Source organism: Paraglaciecola polaris LMG 21857 (assembly GCF_000315055.1).
In the GTDB taxonomy this organism is placed as follows: domain Bacteria; phylum Pseudomonadota; class Gammaproteobacteria; order Enterobacterales; family Alteromonadaceae; genus Paraglaciecola; species Paraglaciecola polaris.
In genome coordinates, this window is record NZ_BAER01000115.1 from 1 (window position 1) to 18,027 (window position 18,027).

The following is an 18,027-nucleotide window of genomic DNA, read 5'->3' on the forward strand; positions in this document are numbered from 1 at the left end:
GATGCGGCTGTTATCGTCAGTGTGACGGATATCGCAGGCAATGAAACCCTGGTTAATGCGACTGTGCCCATTGATGTAACCGCGCCGTTAGTGGTGCTGGATAAATTGGGCGAGATTGATGTCAATCTAGGACTGCCGGTTATCACGGGTACCTGTAATGAGCCTGTTGGAACACTGGTTACACTGACGTTAACTGATAGCGGTGGTACGGATCACATTTTATCGTCGAGTGTGCAAGCCGGCGGTTTAATATTAGTGGAAGTGCCGCTTGTGCTCGCGCAGGTTATTGAAGGAAATATTGGTATTTCGCTTAGCGTGGCAGACGAGGCTGGCAATACTACCACCACAAATGACACTGGTTTAATCGACGTAACCGCCCCCTTACTTACATTAGATAATTTAGACCTCACGAATTTACTCACTTTAGGCCCGTTATTAACCGGAACCAGCTCTGAACCCGCAGGAACGATAGTTTCTGTGAGTATTTCTGCATTGGGTATTGTGACCATAGAGACGCAAGCCATAGTACAAGAAGGAGGCGGATTTGGTATTCAATTAGGTTTAGGTTTACCCAGTGTCATTGATATAGAGGCGAGTGTAACTGACCTTTCTGGTAATACGACGACTGTGCTTAATAATTACAGTCTATTGGGTGGTCTCTTCGATGAATCTCCTGCGCTATCGGCAAAAGCAGCACCAGACACTATAGAAGCAGATGATAACTTGTTAAGTTTCACGTTGGGCAGTGAGGAAAAAATCGATCTTACTTTTACCCCAGAAACTACACAAGCTGAACCCATCACCGAAAGCAGTGAGGTATCCTTAGATATGGCTGAACTCATATCCGACCCTGCCGATGAGTTGTTTACTAGCCCGGAAGATACGCAAATCGTAAGTGTGATTAAGAGTGCGGACACATCTTCCACGCCTGAGTCTGCGACCGAGACACTCAGTGTTTCACTTGCCGATCAGGAACTGATGAAAAGCTTAATTCAAAATAATAGTTTGACGATTGATGCTTAAAACAACTATCTGGGCTTGTTAAATAGCCCCATATCCGCAGGATAAAGGGCTTGTTGACTATTTTATTCGTGACGATAACGCGCTATTAACGCTGCAGTGGCATAGCCATTAGCGCATCATATGCGGTTTTAGGCTGATTATTTCGGTCGAATAATAGCGGGTAGTCGGTGCGTCCGCGCATTGGCCAATTATTACGCCAGCTATTTGCATCATTTACACCCCAAAACGTCACGCGCGAAATAGTCGAGTGATGTTTCAAAAATAAGGCAAAGATTTCTTTATAGCGCTGGCTTAACGCTTCTTGCTGCGCCTTTGGCAACACATCAGGGTAGGGGTTTAGCGCTTGTTGTAAGGCGAAATCTTGGCTGATATCTGCGCCTTGCTGTGCGTCATTAGGAAAGGGTAATACGGACACATCTAATTCTGTGATCATGGATTTTATGTCAAGCGTCGTGAATAGCTGAAGCGCATCATCCAATTCATTTAAAGCTGGGTGGGTCAATGAATAATGACCCTGTAAGCCAATGCCATGAATTTGTATGCCTTTATCCTGTAGTGAAGCGATTAATTTTGCTGCACCTGCACTTTTTTCAGGTTTATATAAGTTGTAATCATTGTAATAAAGCTCAGCATTTGGGTCTGCTTGATGAGCGTAAATAAAGGCCTTTTCAATAAAATCGTCGCCGATGATTTGTCGCCATTTAGAATCTCGCAGACTACCGTCTTCGTTTAACGCTTCGTTCACCACGTCCCAGCCTTGTATTTTACCCTTGTATCTACCCACGACTGTGCTGATGTGTTTTTGCATGCGTGCAAGTAATGCCTCTCGGGTAAGCGTCTGGCCCTGCTCATCTTCAAAGACCCAATCAGGGGTTTGGCTGTGCCAAACCAACGTATGCCCTACGGTGAACATCCGTTGCGTCACGCCAAAATTAACGTACTGGTCGGCTAATGCGAAATCAAAGGTATTGAGCTTGGGATGAATGCGTTCCCACTTGAGTTCGTTCTCTGGGGTGACAGTATTGAACTGCTTTTGAATAACGAGATCTGTGTCTTTTTGGGTTTGTGCAGCTTGCTCGCTATTGATCGCACTGCCGACTAAAAACAGTCCAGCGAAGTGTTCTTTTAAACTATCTGCTAGCGAGTTTGAGCTGCTCATGAGCGAGCAGAGTGCGAAGGCAATCACACTGTTTTTAGGGAATAAAGTGGCGGGTTTGCACATAATCGACCTCGTTAATAATATGTTAATTATTACCTATGCTGCCTGTCAAACACGCATATAACGATTACGTTTTTTGCTATCAGTCCTCCGTTATTTATTGCTTTGCTGGTATCAAACTTTGCATTTTTGCGCTCACATTCACCACATCCCTGACGTTACATGAGCAACTGTTGAACAAGTTTGCTCGTAAAACCAGCAAGAAGGGAGGGTGGTAAGGCCACACTACTTTGGGCGGTGAAATACCCTGAAATACCCTGAGTAATCAACATCTTTCAGCAGGGGTAGTAACCTCGTTAACCGATCGCCAATATACGTCTGAGTTCGTCGCCCAGTAAGCCGGGTAATATACCTAGCAGCAATAATCCTGCGGTAATGACGCCAATCCACATTTTACTCAAGTACGCCCCAGATGTTTGCTGGATATCCCTTTGCAAAGGAGCGAATAAGGTGAAAATCACCCGCAAGTAATAATACAAACCTACGGCACTGCCCACTAACATGGCGGTTACTAGCCACCAAGCGGAAAGCTTTACCGCTAGGGTCAGTAAATAGAACTTGCCGATAAAGCCTATGGTGATCGGCATGCCGGCAAGTGATAAGAAGGCCAGCGTCATGACACTAGCGAGCCAGGGGTGCTGCCAGAATAAACCTTGTAACTGCGGAAGGTCATCCAGATCCTGTTGCTCATCAAGTTTAGAAAGCAAAGTCAGTACGGCAAATATTAAGATTGAGGCCACCAAATACGCCAGCAGGTAATAACTTGCCCCTTCTAATACCAGACTATGATCTATGCCCATAGCGATCACGCCAGCGACCAACACATATCCCATATGAGCAATAGCAGAGTAGGCCATTAAACGTTTCAGACTGCGTTGTTGTAATGCTAACCAATTCCCCAGCAACATGCTGGCAATTGCCATCCAGCTAAGCATACGCACCATATCAGCTTCAAATTCTGGGGGGATTAAGAGTATTAACTTGATAAACAAGGCGAATACCGCAGCTTTGGATAAACTGGTCAGCAGCAGAGTTGAGTTAACAGGGGCGCCTTGATAAACATCTGGGGTCCAGAAGTGCAGCGGAACCAGTGATAGCTTAAATGCAAGCCCGGCCACGACCAAAACAAAGCCGCTTTTTGCCACCAGTTGCATGGGAGATGACAACATCTGTGTCAACAATAGCTGGCCACTAGTGGCATACAATAAGGCAAAACCCAGCAACAATAGGCTGGTTGCGGCACCAGAGAGCAAGAGGTACTTCATGGCGCCTTCGAGGGCAAGCTTACGCTCACGGTTGTAAGCGAGCATAGCCAACATCGACAAACTCATCAGTTCGATACTTAAAATGACGCTGGCCACGTGTCTAGACATGACCAATAATATGCTGCCTAAGCAAGATAATAGCAGCAATATGTAAAATTCTTCTGCCACCTCTTTACTGTTTTTGCCCATGTATGGGCCCTGTAATAGAGCCACTGAAATGGCCACCATTAACAATAATAAACTAAAAAATCCGCCTATGGGTTCGTGTTCGAATAATAAGGTGATTGTGCGCATATCTGTTGGGTATTGGCGAATTAATGCTCCCAGTGCCAAGGTTAAGGTCAGCACGGTCAAACCTTGGGCTAACACATTGTTGCGCTGCCAAGCGGCCTGTAACATTAAGGTCAGCACACCGACACAAATTATCAGAACCGGCAGCAGTAACCATAATTCCTGTAAGCTCATGGCCGATGCTCCTTGGCTATCTCTAGCAAGTTATTTAAGGTGTCTGCGCTTAACTCCAGTAATATGTGTGGCTGCAATCCGAAGTAGAATAAGGCCAATATCAATAAGCTGGTGTAAACCACCTCCCGCCCATGCAGATCGCTGATGTCGGTATTCATCGGGCCTTGAAAAGCGCGCTGGAATAAATGCAGACCGTACACGGCGGACCAGATTATGCCTAATGCCGCTACTATAGTGTGAGTAGGGAACGTCTGATAACTTCCCAATAGGGTAAGGAGTTCGCCATTAAAGTTAGCCAAGCCCGGCATACCAATCCCTGCCATCACAAAAATGAGTGTCACGGTAGCCATCTTAGGTGCATTAGCCCACATGCCGCCCATGTCGCCAAGTTCACGACTGTGAATACGATGCTGAATTATTCCCGCCATACTAAACAGGGCCGCACTGCTGATACCATGGGCAACAATTGTTAATATTGCGCCTTGAAATGCCACTTCACGCCAACTGAATAACGCCAGCAATACAAATCCCATATGGCTGATACTAGAATAGGCAACCAAACGCTTGAAATCAGTTTGGCTGTACGCCATTAACGCGCCATATATGATGCTCAATACCCCGAGTGTGACGGCTATAGGGGCGAATTGCATACTTGCATCGGGGAACAGTGGCAAGACGATACGGATCAGCCCATAGGCTCCTGTTTTCAGTAAAATACCCGCTAACAACACGCTGCCCGCAGTGGGGGCCTGGGTATGCGCATCGGGTAGCCAACTATGCAAGGGCACCATAGGTAACTTCACGGCAAAGGCAATGAAAAAACCGAGCATCAGCCACCACTCCAGAACACTGTCTAAAGACAGGTTAGCTAATGCTGAAAGGCTGAAGCTCAGCTGGCCGGTTTGGGTTTGGTGCTCAAGTGCCAGGGCAATTATGGCTACCAACATCAGCAAACTACTGGCCTGGGTGAAGATAAAAAATTTGATGGCCGCGTAGCGCCGATTTTCATTGCCCCAGATCAAGATCAAGGCTGTCATGGGCAGTAGCATCACTTCCCAAAACAAGAAGAATAAGAAAAGATCGGCGGCTAAAAATACCCCTATTATCCCCGCAATACTAAACATTAGATTGAAGTGGAAAAAGCCTTGATGCAGCGTAATGTCGCGCCAAGATACCGCCAGCGCGAGTATGGCCAAGCCTATGGTCAATACCACCATCAACAGGGCAAGGCCGTCAAACCATAAGGCAAAATGAATATTAAAACGGGCAAACCAATCCCAACTTAGGGTGCTTTCGCCCAAACTACCCAAATATAATACGAGTAATAACATGCCGATTAAACCACTCAAGGTGATCCAGTTCCCCGCTCCCTGAAAGCGCTTTTCGACGGTCCATGCTAAGGCACCACATAATAACGGAAGCCAAATAAGCCAACTTAACGCCACCATATTAGCCCTCCTAACATTAGGACACAGCCCGCCAACGTGCCGTACAAATACCAACGTAATTTGCCGTTTTGACTGGTGACCAATACGGCATTTAGGCGAAAGTTTAACCAGGCGACGAAACGATAGAAGTGATCGATGACATCGGATTTATTTAGCCTCGCAAACAGCCGCAAGGGTTGGGTGAAAAGACGATTGTATAGCCAGTCAAAGCCTAAACCGTCTCGGCAAAAGCGGGTCATTGTGCCGTCAACCTGCCGAGGGGTTGTGCGCGGGAAGTATAATACCCAGGCAACAACGAAGCCGAACGCCGACACGGCAACTGGCATCCATTCAATCCACAGGGTGACATGGGGATGGGCTGCTTGCGCAAATACCCGGCTAAAATCCAACGTGATAAAGCCGCCCACAACTGCCAATACAAATAGTGGCAGCAAAGGCAATACAAAGTGGCTAGCGGGGCTGAAATCTCTTTCTTCTACATGCTGGCTCGCTGGGCCAAAGCAAACGATAAATAATAAACGGAAACTGTATAAACTGGTGAGAAAAGCACCCAGTACGCCCAAGCTCCAGAATACGGGGCCTGCGGTATGGGCTTGCCAAGTGGCAGCCAAAATGGCTTCTTTGCTGAAAAAGCCGGACGTGCCCGGGAAGGCAACCAGCGCCAACAGACCGATTAATAAAAATGTCGAGGTGAGTGGCAGGCTGCGAAACAAGCCCCCCATTTTATAGATGTTCTGCTGGTGATGTAATTTTACTATTATGCTACCTGCGGTTAAAAACAACAGCGCTTTAAAAAAAGCATGGGTCATCAAATGGAAAATAGCACTGTCGAATGCCAATGCCCCTAAACCGAGAAACATATAGCCAATTTGGCTCATGGTTGAATAGGCCAATACACGCTTGATATCTGATTGAAATAAGGCGGCAATCCCTGCCAATACCAGTGTCAGTGCGCCAATCCAAGCAACTAAGGTTAATATGCCTTCGACTTGTAAAAATAGCGGATGCAGTCTGGCAATGAGATACACGCCAGCGGTCACCATAGTTGCCGCGTGTATAAGTGCGCTAACTGGGGGAGGGCCGGCCATGGCATCGGGTAACCAGGTTTGCAGCGGCAGCTGAGCTGACTTGCCTACCGCGCCACCAACCAGCAATAAACAGGCTAACCAAAGTGTGTGTTGCGCCACGGGAACCGGCGAGCTCAGGATGGTCGCAATATGTAAACTGCCAAATTCAGTAAACAATATGAGCAAACCCAGCATCATAGCGGTATCGCCCACGCGGGTGACGATAAACGCTTTTTTGGCTGCCTTGACGTTATTGGGATCGTGTTGCCAAAAGCCGATTAGCAAAAAGCTGCATAAACCAACACCTTCCCAGCCTAGATACAAGAGTACTAGGCTGTCCCCTAATACCAAAATCAACATGGCGAACACAAACAAGTTCATATACACAAAGAAGCGTTGTATGTCTTTATCGTCATACATGTAAGCGGCAGCGTACCAATGGATCATCCACCCGACACCCGTAATGACCCCTGTCATAACCAACGACAGTTGATCTAGTTGCAACGCAGCATTAATTGGGGCGTTGGCAATAGGCAGCCAGTTAAATAATACTTGGTGAAATACGGGTTCACCTGAGGCGACAAAAGCCAAACCGATAAACAGACTGAGCAATGCAGCTAAACCTATTGAGCCCACTCCCAGTATGGCTACGACAAAGGGCGATAGCCGGCCAGCGGTCAACAATAAAACCAAAGCTGACGCAAGGGGCAACACAGGGACAAGGAATAACAGATCTTGCATGTCTATTTAACCCCTCAACTCGTCTAGTTTATCAATGTTCAAGTCGCTGACATGAGCCCGCAGACGGATAAGCAATGCCAGACCGAGTCCCACCTCTGCAGCGGCGACAGTGATGATCAATATATAGATAATTTGCCCGTCAGCTTGCTGCCATAGACTGCCAGCCAGAATAAAAGCCAGAGCGGCGGCGTTGAGCATGATTTCCATGGACATCAGCATAAAAAGGGTGTTTTTACGCGCTAATAAGCCAATTAAGCCTATGGCCCAGAGTAAGGCTACCAGCACAAAACCGTGTTCAATCGGAACCGTCATGGTTGGTTCACCTCTTTATTTACTGGCTTGTGGGGCAGGGCTTTGGCAAGATGATAGCCTCCTACTAAGCCAGCCAGCAGCAAAAAAGAAGCAATTTCAACGGCCAGCAAATAAGGGCCAAACAACAAGCTGCCCACCGCTTTCGCGTCGATTAATGTGACCTGGCTCTCGGTAGATGTCCAGGCAGGTTGCGACTGTAAAATGAACAGCACTTCAACTAACAAGACCGTCACCAACAAGCTGGGGCCCAGCCAACTTTGCCAGCTTAGCCATTGGCTTTCCCGCTCGATGTCCTGTTGGTTAATGTTGAACATCATCACAGCAAAGACAAAGAGCACCATGATCGCCCCTGCATAGACAATGATTTGCAGGGCCGCAGCAAAAGGCGCACCCAGCAGATAAAAACAAAGGGCTAGGGCTAATAAACTGACGATTAGATATAGCAGGGCATGCACAGCGTTTTTTTGGGTGATCACGCAAAAACTGGCAAGCAGCGCTATGCTGGCGCTAACATAAAATAACCCTAGGCTATTCATGGCAATAAGCTCCTTATGTCCACCGGTGGTTTTTCGTTATCTGCTTGCCCTTTGCCCTTGTCTTTTATACTGATCCCAGCTTTGTGATAAAAGTTGTACTCAGGGTACTTACCCACACCATCAATCAATAAATGTTCTTTCTCATACACCATGTTCTGCCTGTCATATTCAGCCATTTCCACATCAGGGGTCAGTTGAATGGCATACGTTGGGCAGGCCTCTTCACATAAACCGCACATGATGCAGCGAGAGAAATTAATACGGAAAAAATCTGCACGCCAACGACCATGCTGGTCTTCGGTTTTTTGCAGTGAAATGCAATCTACCGGGCACGCTACCGCGCATAAATTGCAGGCAACGCAGCGCTCTTCACCGTCTGGATCTCGGGTCAACACGATACGCCCTCGATAGCGGGGCGCTAAGTAGGGCTTTTGCTCCGGGTATTGCACGGTATCGGTGCGATCAAATAGGTGTTTAAATACAGTCCACAAGGTTCTTATTTGGCTATACATAACTAAAAATCTCCCCACAGTTTGACAAATGCGGTGGCGACCAGATTAAGCAGAGCGAGAGGTAATATCCACTTCCAGCCCAATTCCAATAACTGATCAAATCGTGGCCGAGGTAGCGCCGCTCTTAGCAATACAAAGAAACAAATTAAGCTCAAGGTTTTTAGCAAAAACCACACAATCGGTGGTAACCAAGGACCCAACCAGCCGCCTAAAAAAACGGTGGTGATCATCATGGATATCAGCATCATGCCCAAATATTCACCGAGGAAAAAAAGCGCAAATTTAATGCCTGAATACTCGGTGTGAAAACCGGCTGTCAGCTCAGTTTCTGCCTCAGGTAAATCAAATGGCAGACGATGACTTTCGGCTATACCAGCAATCATGAAGATCACAAAGCCGAGAAACTGCGGAATGACATACCACATATTCTGTTGGGCTAACACAATGTCACTGAGTTTAAAACTGCCACTTAAGATGACGACCCCAAGCAGGGACACCCCCATAAAAACTTCGTAGCTGATCGTTTGGGCCGCCGCGCGCATCCCCCCTAACAACGCATACTTATTGTTGGATGCCCAACCAGCCAGCACGACTGAATACACCGCCATTGAGGTCATTGCCAGAAAGAACAGCAAGCCTATATTGCTGTCTGACACCATTAAGTTTGGACTCATAGGCACCACAGCGAAACTCATTAACACCGCCAATGCACCAATCAAGGGTGCTAAAACAAAAACAGGGCGATCGGCGAAAGGTGGGATCCAGTCATGCTTGAACAAAATCTTTATCAAATCAGCGAGAGACTGCAAGATACCAAAATAGCCCACCCGATTAGGGCCGTAACGCTGTTGGAAAAAGCCCAGCAAACGCCTTTCAAACCACACTAACATAGCGGCAGTTGGCACCAATATGGCGACCATAGCAGCAATCATTAGCACGAGATCTAAGGTTGGCATTAGTTAGCTCCCTGAATAAAGCGAATGGGGATCGTTTGGTCTTGGGTTAAAAACCTCGTATGCTGCGCCTGCTTTTGGGCTTCTTGGGTTCCCGTCAAGTTTGCTAACTGGGCGCGATATGCCTGAGTCTGTTCCTGGGTCGCCAGAATTAGCGCGTCGCAATGCGTCAACGGGAAGTATTGGTCGGCCGGTGCGTAGATCAATAGGCTGCTTTTTGGAACTTGGCTGCTAATTACCACCTGAAAAAGTAAGGGGTTGTCGTCACAACTGACCAATTGGCCAGCTTGCAATTTCAGGCTCTGTGCTTGGGCGGCACTCATGACGATTTGCGCCTGCACTTTAAGTTGAGCGATGGGTAGGGCGTGTAAGCTCAAACTGTCACTGCCAAACACTTTTTGCATGGGCAATAACTGCCACTTGGCTTTATTGACCTTTGACCAATCCATTTGCCAGTTAACCCATTGCTTGCTTGGGTTTGCAGAGATACACAGCACGCCTTTTTGCGCCGTAAGCGGACCATTAAGATATTCGTCTTTAAACTTGTGGTTTGATTGATTCGAATTCCAGCCAGGCGACCAGCTGTATGCCAAGGGTTGCTCACCTTTATCTCCGGCAATGGTACCTTCCATGCTCTGCTTATACGGCGCAAGGCTCTCTGCAAAGGGCTTTGGTTCATGTACAGTTTGATTCGCTAACATTGCTGTGCGGCCACTGGTTCTTGGTGTCTGTAGTGCCATTTGCCCATGGGGATCTGACAGCCAGTGAGCGACTAGCTGGGGATAATGCAGGCAAATATTATCTCTTAGTTGGCCCAAGTTCGTCATATTGCCCAGCGCATGCCCAGTGAGTTTGCCGATATTAACAAGCCACTGCCAGCCAGGCATGCATTGTCCAGATGGCTTGGTTGCAGGAATATGCGACTGAATTAACCCTTGATAATTGAGCTGAGAGCCACTGCTTTCACTGAAGGTTGAAAGCGGCAAGGTGAGTTCATTTTTATGCCCAGCCCTGAGCTGTGTTAAACGTACTAGGTGGTTGGCGCTCGCGCCCAGCTTGGTTAATTGCTCATTGAATGGGGCTTGAGTGTGGTCCAGCACCATCAAGTTGCATGTATTATGTGTCAGTCTTTGTGCAAGTTGTTGCCCACTGAGTCCACCTTGCTGTGCCAGCAGACCCAAGCCTAGGGTATTTGTTTCCGGAGGAACGATGCACAGCATGCTTTCATCATGTTCTGGCTTGAGCTGGGCCAATGCGTTACGAATATTATTTGCTGCTGCTAACAGTGCCGGATGACCCGCAGACCAGCCCGTGATGATCAACGGTTGCTTGGCATTTTTAAGGATCTGCGCCAGTTGTTGGATTTGGGGATCTACTTTGTGTGCCTTGGGAGAAGGGGCCTGCCCACTAAGCAAATTCGCCAGCATAAATCCCTGCTCTGCTGCGTGTTTGGGGTCGCACAGCACCTTGATAGTGGCTAGTTCACTTAAGGTGCTCGTACCATAACCAAAATAAGCCAGAGGTACCGGGTTATGCGGAGCAAGGGCGCGTACCGCCGCGTCTTGCCAAGCCGGGACGCGCAGTTTTTCAGCTTGTTCCCGGGCATTATTTAGCAAAGCTTGACGAATGGATAAGGCAATGCGCGGGGCGCTATTGTTGACGTCTTCTCCCAATATTACGATAGCATCAGCCTGTTCCATTTGCGCTAAACTGGCTTGGGGCCACTGCTGTAAAATCGTCATATGACGGGACAGTAAGTCTTCTTGCTGCGGATCTAAGGCGGGACAAAAGTTTTCAGGGCCAACTAATTGCTGTAGGCAAAAATTATCTTCTAGGCTGGCTTGACTACTACCAATACCCAGCCAAGGGTTTTTATCCTTGAGCAAGGTGATTAAGTCAGCGTCTCGCCAATCTGTTTTTTTGCCGTGTAGGTATATGTCCCGTTGGCGTTGTTCACTGTTCACAAAGCCAAAGCCAAAACGTCCTCGGTCACACAAAAAATAACTGTTTAGGTGTGCGTTAAAGCGATTGGTTACGCGTCGAACTGAGCCGTAGCGTTCAGATACACTGGTGTTGCAACCCACCGCACAGTGCTGGCAGATTGAAGGGGCCGATTGTAAATCCCATTTACGGCTGTAATGGTCGCCAAAAGGTTTGTCAGTGAAGACTCCGGTAGGGCAAACTTCGACTAAATTTCCGGCGAATTCGCTTTGCAGCGTGCCATCGCTTTGGCGGCCAAAATACACATGGTTTTTCGATGCTTGAGCACTGAGATCAGTACCCCCAGCATAGTCTTTATAGAACCGTTCACAGCGATAACAGGTAATGCAGCGATTCATTTCATGTTTAATCAAGGGACCAAGTTGCTGATTTTCAAAGGTAGTCTTTTTGCCTTTGTAGTGTCTTACACTATGCCCTGTCATCACCGTCATATCTTGTAAATGACACTCGCCACCTTCGGCACATACCGGACAATCATGGGGGTGATGAGTCATAAGCGCGCCAATCACCTGTTCACGAAATTCTTGTTCCGCTGGTTGTTGCATACTAACGCGCATTCCATCAGAAACCGGTGTCATACAGGCGACAATCAGGCGGCCGCGGTTATCATTTTCATCTTGATATTGTGTCATGGCGCACTGCCGACACGCCCCCACAGCCCCCATGGCTGGATGCCAGCAAAAGTAGGGTAGGTCCATTTTTAATGACAGACAGGCCTGTAATAGGTTCTGGCCATCACGAACTGTGTACTGCTGATTGTCGACAAATATTTTAGCCATAAATTACTGTCGGTGAGGACACCCCTTGTGGTCAATATGTTGTTGAAAATCATCGGCGAAGTACTTCATACCACTGCGTAGTGGCTCAACCGCTCCCGGTGCAAGTGCACAGAAGGTTTTACCTATCCACATAAAACCGCACAGTTGTTGTAACGTATCCATGTCGTCTTGATTGCCATGCCCGCTTTCGATACGGGTTAATATTTCCACCGCCCAAGGCAGGCCGTCTCGACAGGGGGTGCACCAACCACAAGATTCCTGAGCAAAAAACTGTAATAAATTAAGGATCATGCCCACGGGACAATGTTGATCGTCCAAGGCGATAATCAAGCCGGTGCCCATGCGACTGCCTGCTTTGGCAATGGCGTCATATTCCATGGGTAAATCCAAATGTTCTGGCATGAGGAAGTCCGTTGAGGCTCCGCCGGGTAACCATCCTCTTAGTGTCAGACCATCTTGCATGCCACCGGCTAATTGAAATATCTCTCTGGCTGGCGTGCCCATAGGCAATTCCCATAAACCGGCATTTTTGACTTTGCCGCTAATACCATAAATTTTACTGCCACTATCCGTGCCGGCAGTCAATTGGGTATACCAGTGCGAACCGTGTTTTAAGATGCTCGGCAAATTACATAAGGTTTCGCAATTGTTGACTATGGTTGGTCGCCCAAAAAGGCCCACGACTTGCGGAAAAGGAGGTTTAGCGCGAGGAGTGGCACGCTTGCCTTCAAGTGCATTGATTAAGGCGGTTTCTTCACCGCAAATATAACGTCCTGCGCTCGTGTGAAGATGTAACTTAAGTGTGTAAGGTGTCCCTTTTATGTTTTCACCCAGCCAGCCAGCAGCGTAGGCTTCTTCTATGGCCTGGTGCAAGCGAGTGGCGCATAAGCGGTATTCACCGCGTAGGAAAATATAGGCGACATCTGCACCTATGGCGTAGGCAGCGATCAACATACCTTCGATGAGTAGGTGAGGGGCACCTTCCATCAACCAGCGATCTTTAAAGGTACCCGGCTCCATTTCATCGGCGTTACAGACTAAGTATTTATGCTCAGGCGCATTTTCGCCCATGGGCACAAAACTCCATTTCATGCCAGTAGAAAAACCTGCTCCCCCTCGACCTTTTAAATTCGAATCTGTGACTTGTTGCTGCACTTCTTGGGGGGATATTTTGAGTGCATTTGAGAAACCTTGGTAGCCACCTGTACTTTGATAAGCGCTTAGATTTTGCGGATTTTCCACGTCTAGGTGTGTGCTCAGCGGACGGTCTGTAGGGTTATTCATTTTTGCCTCCGCCCAAGCTTTGTAGCAGTTTGTCTATACTGGCTATATCCAAGTTCTCTATCAGTTCGCCGTCTAACATTAAGGCGGGGGCCTTGTTACAGCAACCCAGACAAACATTGGGTAATAGGGTGATATTTCCATCACTGGTGGTTTGGCCAAATTCTACGTTTAAGGTGTTGCGCAGATGGTCGGCAATCGTCTGAAAGTCATTTAACCAACAACTAATACTGTTGCACAAATGGATCACATGTTGGCCGACGGGCTGGCGATAAATCAAGTTATAGAAGGTGGCGATCCCTTCCAGTGCAGTGGCTGACATACAGAGCATATCAGCGATGGCGTATAAGCTTTCATCGCTTATCCAGCGACGTTCGCGCTGGACAATTTGCAGCGCATCAATCGCGGCGGCAGGACGACTTTCATATAAGGCGCACTCGTGCTCAATGGCATCAATTTCCGATTGGCTGAGTACTTGACGGTAATCGACGGTTTGCTCAGCGTACGCTTGGACTTGCTTGATCGGTATTACTTTACTCATCGGTCTACGTCCGCCATCACAAAATCTATGCTGCCAATGGTGGCAATTAAATCCGCGATCATCTGGCCTTTGGCCATCACAGGTATCATCTGTAAATGTGGGAAAGAGGGGGTACGAATACGGGTACGATAACTCATGGTACTGGCATCACTGGTGAGGTAATAAGCATTGCTGCCTTTGGTTGCCTCCACTTCCATCATGGCTTCCCCGGCAGGAATGACCGGCCCCCAGCTAACCCCTAAAAAATGGGGGATCAAGGTGTCTATATCTTGCATCGTGCGTTCTTTTGGTGGGGGAGTGGTCAGCACGTGATCGGCTTTATAAGGTCCTTCTGGCATATGTTGCACACATTGGCGAATGATCCGCATGCTCTGGCGGATTTCAGCCACCCGCACCGCGCAGCGATCATAGCTGTCGCCACGAGTGCCAAGGGGGACGTCAAAATCGAAATTTTCATAACCGCAATAAGGACGTTTTTTACGTAGATCCCAGTCGAAACCGGTTGCTCTAAGTCCGGGACCCGTTACCCCCCATTCGATGGCTGTGGCAGTATCATAAGCCCCTATGCCCACAGCGCGTTTTTTGACCAGACTGTTTTGCATTACCATCTGGTCGTAGTCGGCCATTCGGGCTGGCATATAGTCAAGCCATTCGGTGATCATCTTGTCCCAGCCCTTAGGTAAGTCAGCGGCTAGACCGCCAATTCTGAACCAAGCTGGGTGCATGCGGGCGCCAGTGATAGCCTCGACAATGGCAAACAGTTTTTCTCGGTCGACGAACATATAAAAAATAGGCGACAGTGAACCAATATCTTGAGCGAAGGTGCCATAAAACAAGAGGTGGCTGAGGATCCTAAATATCTCTGCCATCATCACTCTGATGACCTTTACCCGCTCAGGCACCTCGATACCAGCGAGTTTTTCTATGGCCATCACATAGGGCAGGTTATTCATTACCCCGCCCAAGTAATCAATGCGATCTGTGTACGGTATGTAAGAATGCCAGCTTTGGCGCTCCCCCATTTTTTCAGCGCCGCGATGGTGATAACCGATATCCGGTATGGCCTCGACAATCTCTTCACCGTCCAGTTGTAGCATGATGCGGAAAACGCCATGCACACTGGGGTGATTGGGTCCTAAATTGAGCCACATGAATTCGTCGGGAGCGCCCTGGGGGGTTAATCCCCAATCGGCGGGGTTAAATTTCAGTGCTTGCTGTTCTATATCTCGCAAGTCGTCAGACAAACTGTACTCACCCATTTCCGTGGCGCGGGCAGGATGGGTTTTACATAAGGGGTGGCCCAGCCAAGTGGTAGGCATCATGATGCGGCGCAGGCACGGGTGTCCGTCAAATTTAATCCCAAACAAATCCCATACTTCACGTTCGTACCAGTTGGCATTAGGCCAAATCGACGTCACACTGGCCAATGCTTTGTTATTTTGGTCTAGGGCGACCTTAATACGCACATCTTGATTGCGCTCGTAGGAACGTAATAGATAAACCACCGTAAAATCTTGGCGCTGGGGGAGGACCATATGTTGGCGAGTAGTTTCGTCGATAGCAGTCAAATCGAACAGGAAGGTAAAAGGCTTATCCAGTTTGTAGCGAGCGGCATCGCACAAGGTTAATAGGTCTTTTTTAGCTACCCAAAAGGTCGGAATTTGATCCGCAGTGGTCTCTGTCAGTAGCACGGAATTCGCCAACCAGGGCTGTAGTTCGCTGAGTAAATCTGGTGTCGATACTTGCTGCATATCTACACTCTATCCGGCGGAGTGAGATCCCGAGCGCGCATGCGTTCACTATTATGAATGTCTCGCTGACTCGGTTTTTCAATTTGGCTGACGTGGTTGTCATCGCCAATTACCCAGCTAATAGGACGTTGCTCACGACCGATGGACTCTTGCAACAAGAGTAAGCCTTGCATTAATGCCTCTGGGCGGGGCGGGCAGCCAGGAACATAAACATCAACAGGCAGAATTTTGTCGACCCCTTGTACCACAGAATAAATGTCGTACATGCCGCCGGAATTGGCACAAGAGCCCATAGATATGACCCATTTCGGCTCTAACAGTTGGTCATATAGATGTTTAACGACTGGGGCCATTTTTCGAAACACAGTGCCTGATATAACAATCAGGTCTGCTTCTCTAGGAGTGGCGCGAATCACTTCGGCGCCAAAACGGGCGATGTCATGGCGGGCGGTAAAACTGGTGGCCATTTCCACATAACAACAAGACAAACCGAAGTTGAAAGGCCAGATAGAATTTTTGCGACCCCAATTGATCATGTTGTTAAGACTGGTAAAAATGACATTCTTTTTTACCGCTTGCTGAACTTGCTCATCTAAAACAGGGATCTGTTGCTGAGCGGTGTTTGGATCACTGAGATTCCAATCCATTAATTTTGCTCCGGCAGGTGTCGTTTACGAATATTTAGCGCGCCAATACGCCACAAATAAACTAAAGCAATCAAGAGTATGAGTATAAATACCAAGGCCTCGATAAAACCGGTCACGCCCACCTGTTCAAAGGAAATGGCCCAAGCAAATAGGAACAAGGTTTCTAAATCGAAGATGACAAAGAAAATAGCGTATAGAAAAAAGTGATTGGCAAATTTCACCCGAGCATTACCGAGAGGTAATATTCCGGATTCATAGGGTAGGTGAGTAGAATGACCGCGTGTTCTTGGCCCCAATATTGTCGAGACGAGCATCACTCCCCCCAGCAATACTAACGTAAAGGCAAAATACAGCAGTATTGGCCACAATTCGACCAGTGCTTGCTCCATACCAGTTCCCCCAAATTAAACAGTAGTTACGGTCATAAATGCCGTATTACCTCTTTGGACTGATCCTCTACAACGTCCGTTGAGGTTGTACTAAAAATAACCAAAAATATTCTTGTTCGTCAAATAAATAAACATTGTCATAATAGGAAAATGCTCCCTAGGCGTTACTAGGAAAGACTTTCAACCATTAAATTTTTTACATATCCAGCATTGAATATATGTCGATGGAAAGACGTTTTTTCTCTTCAATCATATGTAGATGCAAATGCTCAAATAACTCCTGCACTTGTTGGCAGTCGACTGCGTCCACCATTTCTTGGTATAGATCACAGAAATAATTATCAAGGTCGGTAGCAATGGCTTCCACTTGTGAACTGGTGATTGAGCGGGTAACAAATTTATTAGCGAATAAATCGTCTACACCATGTTCGTGGTCAAATTGAAAATACGTATTGAGGATTTTGGCAGGGGCTTTTTGAATATAGCCAAGCATAGACGTACACAATTCTGCTTCGTGTTTGGCCAGTGTGGCCAGCAGCATTTTAACCCGTTCGTTGTCGGCTTGAAAGGCTAAGTCTTGATAAAATGTGCTTGCCCGGGCATGTAATTGCTGATTATGTTGCAATAATTCACGCACTTGAGAAAAGTTACTCATTGATAGTTTTCCTGTTCCAGAATCCGCAATGATCATGTTTTCAAATGTTCCAACTTTTGCTGACTAGCTGGTTAACACATTTTTAACATAGCGCAATAATTGTTCAGAAGATACTGAAAGTTAGGATGTTTTCAATATTGAAAAATTTATTTTTATTTTAACGTCTTGGGTTATAGGCACCCCTAGTATGGCTTACTGGCATTTATCTCTGGGGGAGTTTGCCCAATGCTTCATGCTCATATCGCAATGCAAAGACTTACTGCATAGGACGTCATTGGAAAACGTTTGCGGACTAGCAAAATCAATTTACTCGTGAGACTAAGCAACGGCATATTCACTCACAACGACGATAATATATTTGTGATAGGTTAGGTAAATCAGGGATATTTTGTGTGCAAAGTTCGAGGTGTTGCTGGCGTAAATAGCTGTGGTATCTAAACGG

At 47.4% G+C, this 18,027-nt stretch carries 15 protein-coding genes and 1 pseudogene; 1 reads left to right on the top strand and 15 read right to left on the bottom strand.

Features of this window, described 5'->3' with window-relative positions; translation table 11 throughout:
• Positions 1-1,023 (top strand): annotated as a pseudogene (locus GPLA_RS23635) (hypothetical protein); the annotation flags it as partial.
• An 85-nt stretch (positions 1,024-1,108) separates the two neighbouring features.
• On the opposite strand, the gene GPLA_RS17840 reads toward GPLA_RS23635, so the two are convergent.
• The 15 genes from GPLA_RS17840 to GPLA_RS17910 all read right to left on the bottom strand — a co-directional run bounded on the left by GPLA_RS17840 (position 1,109) and on the right by GPLA_RS17910 (position 17,585).
• On the bottom strand, positions 1,109-2,245 hold the full coding sequence (locus GPLA_RS17840) for an endo-1,4-beta-xylanase (RefSeq protein ID WP_153810592.1): 1,137 nt from the start codon (positions 2,243-2,245) through the stop codon (positions 1,109-1,111).
• 293 nt (positions 2,246-2,538) lie between these two features.
• Positions 2,539-3,972, bottom strand: coding sequence for an NADH-quinone oxidoreductase subunit N (locus GPLA_RS17845; protein ID WP_007106371.1), 1,434 nt, complete (start codon positions 3,970-3,972; stop codon positions 2,539-2,541).
• Positions 3,969-5,420, bottom strand: coding sequence for a complex I subunit 4 family protein (locus tag GPLA_RS17850; protein WP_007106372.1), 1,452 nt, complete (start codon positions 5,418-5,420; stop codon positions 3,969-3,971). Before GPLA_RS17850 ends, GPLA_RS17845 begins: the two co-directional genes overlap by 4 nt.
• Positions 5,408-7,228, bottom strand: a complete 1,821-nt coding sequence (gene nuoL, locus GPLA_RS17855; protein ID WP_007106373.1) for an NADH-quinone oxidoreductase subunit L — start codon at positions 7,226-7,228, stop codon at positions 5,408-5,410. Before nuoL ends, GPLA_RS17850 begins: the two co-directional genes overlap by 13 nt.
• 6 nt (positions 7,229-7,234) lie before the next feature.
• Positions 7,235-7,540, bottom strand: a complete 306-nt coding sequence (nuoK, locus tag GPLA_RS17860; RefSeq protein ID WP_007106374.1) for an NADH-quinone oxidoreductase subunit NuoK — start codon at positions 7,538-7,540, stop codon at positions 7,235-7,237.
• Complete coding sequence (nuoJ, locus tag GPLA_RS17865) at positions 7,537-8,076, bottom strand: NADH-quinone oxidoreductase subunit J (protein WP_007106375.1); 540 nt, start codon at positions 8,074-8,076, stop codon at positions 7,537-7,539. The genes nuoK and nuoJ overlap by 4 nt, the downstream gene beginning before the upstream one ends.
• Positions 8,073-8,588, bottom strand: coding sequence for an NADH-quinone oxidoreductase subunit NuoI (gene nuoI / locus GPLA_RS17870; RefSeq protein WP_007106376.1), 516 nt, complete (start codon positions 8,586-8,588; stop codon positions 8,073-8,075). The genes nuoJ and nuoI overlap by 4 nt, the downstream gene beginning before the upstream one ends.
• Before the next feature lie 2 nt (positions 8,589-8,590).
• Positions 8,591-9,544 carry an NADH-quinone oxidoreductase subunit NuoH gene (nuoH, locus tag GPLA_RS17875; protein ID WP_007106377.1) on the bottom strand — a complete coding sequence of 318 codons (954 nt, stop codon included), beginning with the start codon at positions 9,542-9,544 and terminating at the stop codon, positions 8,591-8,593.
• Positions 9,544-12,321: an NADH-quinone oxidoreductase subunit NuoG gene (nuoG, locus tag GPLA_RS17880; RefSeq protein ID WP_007106378.1), complete on the bottom strand. Its 2,778-nt coding sequence runs from the start codon at positions 12,319-12,321 to the stop codon at positions 9,544-9,546. The genes nuoH and nuoG overlap by 1 nt, the downstream gene beginning before the upstream one ends.
• Positions 12,322-12,324: 3 nt before the next feature.
• Positions 12,325-13,605, bottom strand: a complete 1,281-nt coding sequence (gene nuoF / locus GPLA_RS17885; RefSeq protein WP_007106379.1) for an NADH-quinone oxidoreductase subunit NuoF — start codon at positions 13,603-13,605, stop codon at positions 12,325-12,327.
• Positions 13,598-14,143: an NADH-quinone oxidoreductase subunit NuoE gene (gene nuoE, locus GPLA_RS17890; protein WP_007106380.1), complete on the bottom strand. Its 546-nt coding sequence runs from the start codon at positions 14,141-14,143 to the stop codon at positions 13,598-13,600. Before nuoE ends, nuoF begins: the two co-directional genes overlap by 8 nt.
• Positions 14,140-15,894: an NADH-quinone oxidoreductase subunit C/D gene (gene nuoC / locus GPLA_RS17895; protein ID WP_007106381.1), complete on the bottom strand. Its 1,755-nt coding sequence runs from the start codon at positions 15,892-15,894 to the stop codon at positions 14,140-14,142. Before nuoC ends, nuoE begins: the two co-directional genes overlap by 4 nt.
• Positions 15,895-15,896: 2 nt before the next feature.
• A complete protein-coding gene (locus tag GPLA_RS17900; protein ID WP_007106382.1) occupies positions 15,897-16,541 on the bottom strand; it encodes a NuoB/complex I 20 kDa subunit family protein in 645 nt (214 codons plus the stop codon).
• Positions 16,541-16,930 (bottom strand): NADH-quinone oxidoreductase subunit A, encoded by a 390-nt coding sequence (gene ndhC, locus GPLA_RS17905; RefSeq protein ID WP_007106383.1) that lies wholly within the window; start codon positions 16,928-16,930, stop codon positions 16,541-16,543. Before ndhC ends, GPLA_RS17900 begins: the two co-directional genes overlap by 1 nt.
• A gap of 196 nt (positions 16,931-17,126) precedes the next feature.
• A complete protein-coding gene (locus tag GPLA_RS17910; protein ID WP_007106384.1) occupies positions 17,127-17,585 on the bottom strand; it encodes a hypothetical protein in 459 nt (152 codons plus the stop codon).
• Positions 17,586-18,027: the final 442 nt, after the last annotated feature.

Bases quoted from the DNA above. Each gene is read 5' to 3' on its own strand.
- GPLA_RS17840 (WP_153810592.1), bottom strand. From the start codon at position 2,245: ATGTGCAAACCCGCCACTTTATTCCCTAAAAACAGTGTGATTGCCTTC.
- GPLA_RS17845 (WP_007106371.1), bottom strand. From the start codon at position 3,972: ATGAGCTTACAGGAATTATGGTTACTGCTGCCGGTTCTGATAATTTGT.
- GPLA_RS17850 (WP_007106372.1), bottom strand. From the start codon at position 5,420: ATGGTGGCGTTAAGTTGGCTTATTTGGCTTCCGTTATTATGTGGTGCC.
- nuoL (WP_007106373.1), bottom strand. From the start codon at position 7,228: ATGCAAGATCTGTTATTCCTTGTCCCTGTGTTGCCCCTTGCGTCAGCT.
- nuoK (WP_007106374.1), bottom strand. From the start codon at position 7,540: ATGACGGTTCCGATTGAACACGGTTTTGTGCTGGTAGCCTTACTCTGG.
- nuoJ (WP_007106375.1), bottom strand. From the start codon at position 8,076: ATGAATAGCCTAGGGTTATTTTATGTTAGCGCCAGCATAGCGCTGCTT.
- nuoI (WP_007106376.1), bottom strand. From the start codon at position 8,588: ATGTATAGCCAAATAAGAACCTTGTGGACTGTATTTAAACACCTATTT.
- nuoH (WP_007106377.1), bottom strand. From the start codon at position 9,544: ATGCCAACCTTAGATCTCGTGCTAATGATTGCTGCTATGGTCGCCATA.
- nuoG (WP_007106378.1), bottom strand. From the start codon at position 12,321: ATGGCTAAAATATTTGTCGACAATCAGCAGTACACAGTTCGTGATGGC.
- nuoF (WP_007106379.1), bottom strand. From the start codon at position 13,605: ATGAATAACCCTACAGACCGTCCGCTGAGCACACACCTAGACGTGGAA.
- nuoE (WP_007106380.1), bottom strand. From the start codon at position 14,143: ATGAGTAAAGTAATACCGATCAAGCAAGTCCAAGCGTACGCTGAGCAA.
- nuoC (WP_007106381.1), bottom strand. From the start codon at position 15,894: ATGCAGCAAGTATCGACACCAGATTTACTCAGCGAACTACAGCCCTGG.
- GPLA_RS17900 (WP_007106382.1), bottom strand. From the start codon at position 16,541: ATGGATTGGAATCTCAGTGATCCAAACACCGCTCAGCAACAGATCCCT.
- ndhC (WP_007106383.1), bottom strand. From the start codon at position 16,930: ATGGAGCAAGCACTGGTCGAATTGTGGCCAATACTGCTGTATTTTGCC.
- GPLA_RS17910 (WP_007106384.1), bottom strand. From the start codon at position 17,585: ATGAGTAACTTTTCTCAAGTGCGTGAATTATTGCAACATAATCAGCAA.